2 protein-coding genes are annotated in these 2276 nt (G+C 72.7%); one reads left to right on the top strand and one right to left on the bottom strand.

The annotated features are described in order from the left end of the window. Positions 1-108 precede the first annotated feature (108 nt). On the bottom strand, positions 109-1044 hold the full coding sequence (locus tag ACSNOK_RS32630) for a hydroxyacid dehydrogenase (RefSeq protein WP_436784407.1): 936 nt from the start codon (positions 1042-1044) through the stop codon (positions 109-111). Between the two features lie 115 nt (positions 1045-1159). On the opposite strand from ACSNOK_RS32630, the gene ACSNOK_RS32625 reads away from it, so the two are divergent. Then, positions 1160-2276: sensor histidine kinase (locus ACSNOK_RS32625; RefSeq protein WP_436784406.1), on the top strand; the 1117-nt coding region annotated here is incomplete at its 3' end.

Genomic DNA, 2276 nt, shown 5'->3' with positions numbered 1-2276 from the left:
ACTAAATTTGATAAAGCCTCGGGCCGGATCGTTGGAAAACGATCCGGCCCGAGGCTTTTTTGCATTTCCGGGACACCCGTCTTCTCCGGAAACCCGTCTTCGCCCGCCTCAGGCCATCCGGCTCAGTGCTTCCCGTGTCACTGCCCCGAGCAGTGGTTCGCCCCGTACGAGCCGTGCCACCTCGTCCACCGCGAAGGCGCCGAGGCGCCGGACCTCGCTGCCTTGGGAGCCGGCGATATGCGGGGTGAGGAAGACGTTCGGGAGCGAGAACAAGGGGTGCCCCGGCGGCAGTGGTTCCGGATCGGTCACGTCCAGGAAGGCGTCGAGCCGGCCGGAGGCGCATTCCTCGACCAGGGCGTCCGTGTCCACGAGCGAGCCCCGGGCGGTGTTCACGACCGTTCCGCCGTCCGGGATGAGCGCGAGCCGTTCCGCGTCCAGCAGGTGGCGTGTTTCCGGGAGTTCGGGGGCATGGAGCGAGACGACGGAACTGTTTCCGCACAGGCTGTGGATATTCACGAGCTCCGCCCCCCACCGCGTCGCCTCCGCCACCGACACGTAAGGGTCGTACAGCAGCACCCGGTAGTCCGCTTCCGCCGCGCGCAGCCGGGAGATGACACGGCGCCCCGTCCGTGAGGCGCCCACCACACCCACCGTCCGGCCGTCCGCGCCCTGGCGGTCGCCGAACGCGGGCCAGCGGCCCGCCCGGTGGGAGGCCGCGGCGCCGAGGGCTTTCTTGGCGGCCAACGAGATCTGGGCGAAGGCGAACTCGGCGACCGGACCCGCGTTGACGCCCGCCGCCGAGGACACGACGATCCCTCGCTCCCACACGGCGGGCGTGACGACGGGCCGTACGGAACCGCCCGCGTGCACCAGGGCCCGCAGCCGAGGGGCTCCGTCCAGGACCCGGTCGTCGAGCACCAGGGAGGTGCCCCAGCCGGTGAGGAGGATGTCGGCACCGGCGAGGTCCTCCGTCGGGAGGGCCAGCTCTCCGAGTCTCGCCCGCAGATCCGGCGGCAGGATGGCGGCCTCTTGCTCCTGACCCATGTCCACGAACACACGCAGATCCCTCACGGCCGTCACTTTCCGCGCCTGCCCGTCCCCCCGGGAGGGGAAACACCCGGCGTTGCTCCTGAGGGTGAGAACCCGCCACCATCTTCGGGTGGAATACCTCCTTCGGGTCAGCGGCCTCCTCCGGGCCGAGGCCGCCGGGACGGGAGGGGGCGACAGGCGCGTCGCCCCCGGCGTCGCGGACACGCTGATCACCCTGCTGACGCAGGCCGCCGTGACGATCCCGTTCGCCGTCCCCAGGGGGCCCGGTGCGGCCCCGGCCACCTGGGAGGCGTACGGGATGACCACCCTGGCGGTGCTGCCGCTGCTGTGGCGGTCCCGTGCCCCGCTGACCGTCCTGCTGCTCGTGGCGGCCGCGGCCGGTGCCTACCTGCCGTTCGACGGGCCGGGGCAGCCGCTGCCGTACAGCGGGCTGATCGCGGTGTTCACGGTGGCGTCCGCCGGCGGGACGGCACAGCGGCGGGCCGTGCTCGCGCTGGGGCTGCCGCTGGTGGTCGGGGGAACCATGCTGCACTCCAACGCGGCGCGGGAGCACCTCTTCAACGTCTTCGTCTTCGGCATGGCCTACGCCCTCGGGGCCCTCGCGCGGACGCGTCAGGCGTACACGCGGGCGGTTGAGGCGCGCGCCGTCGAGCTGGAGCGGTCGCGGCGCGCGGAGGCCGAGCGGGCGGCGGAGCGGGAACGGGCCCGGATCGCCCGCGAGATGCACGACATCCTGTCGCACGCCGTCAGTCTGATGATCGTGCAGGCGGAGGCGGGGCCGCTGGTGGTGCGGTCCGACCCCGACCGGGCCGAGCGGGCCTTCGACGCGATCGCCGACGCGGGGCGGGACGCCATGGATCAACTGCGGCGGATGCTGGGGGTCCTGAGGGATGATCGGACGAGTGAGAAGGACGCCTTCTCCTCCGATGCCTCCCTGCGCCGTCCCGAGCGTGGTCCGCAGCCCACGCTCGGAGGGCTGGGGCGGTTGGTGGACGAAGTGCGGCGCACCGGGCTGGACGTGGTCCTCGAATCGGCCGGGGAGCCCGTGCCGCTCGCCGCCGACGCGCAGGTCACCGTCTACCGGGTCGTCCAGGAGGCCCTGACCAATGTGCTGAGGCACGCCGACGCCCGGCGGGCCGCCGTCCGGCTCGGCTGGGGATCGGGAGAGTTGACGGTGACGGTGGAGAACGACGGTGTGGCCGTCGGCGGGGCCCCGGGTGGGGGCG

The organism is Streptomyces sp. URMC 126, from assembly GCF_051386555.1.
Classification (GTDB): Bacteria; Actinomycetota; Actinomycetes; order Streptomycetales; family Streptomycetaceae; genus Streptomyces.
This window is presented reverse-complemented; position numbering and strand designations above follow the sequence as displayed.

Excerpts from the sequence above, each read along its gene's own strand:
- ACSNOK_RS32630 (WP_436784407.1), bottom strand. The coding sequence starts at position 1,044 with ATGGGTCAGGAGCAAGAGGCCGCCATCCTGCCGCCGGATCTGCGGGCG.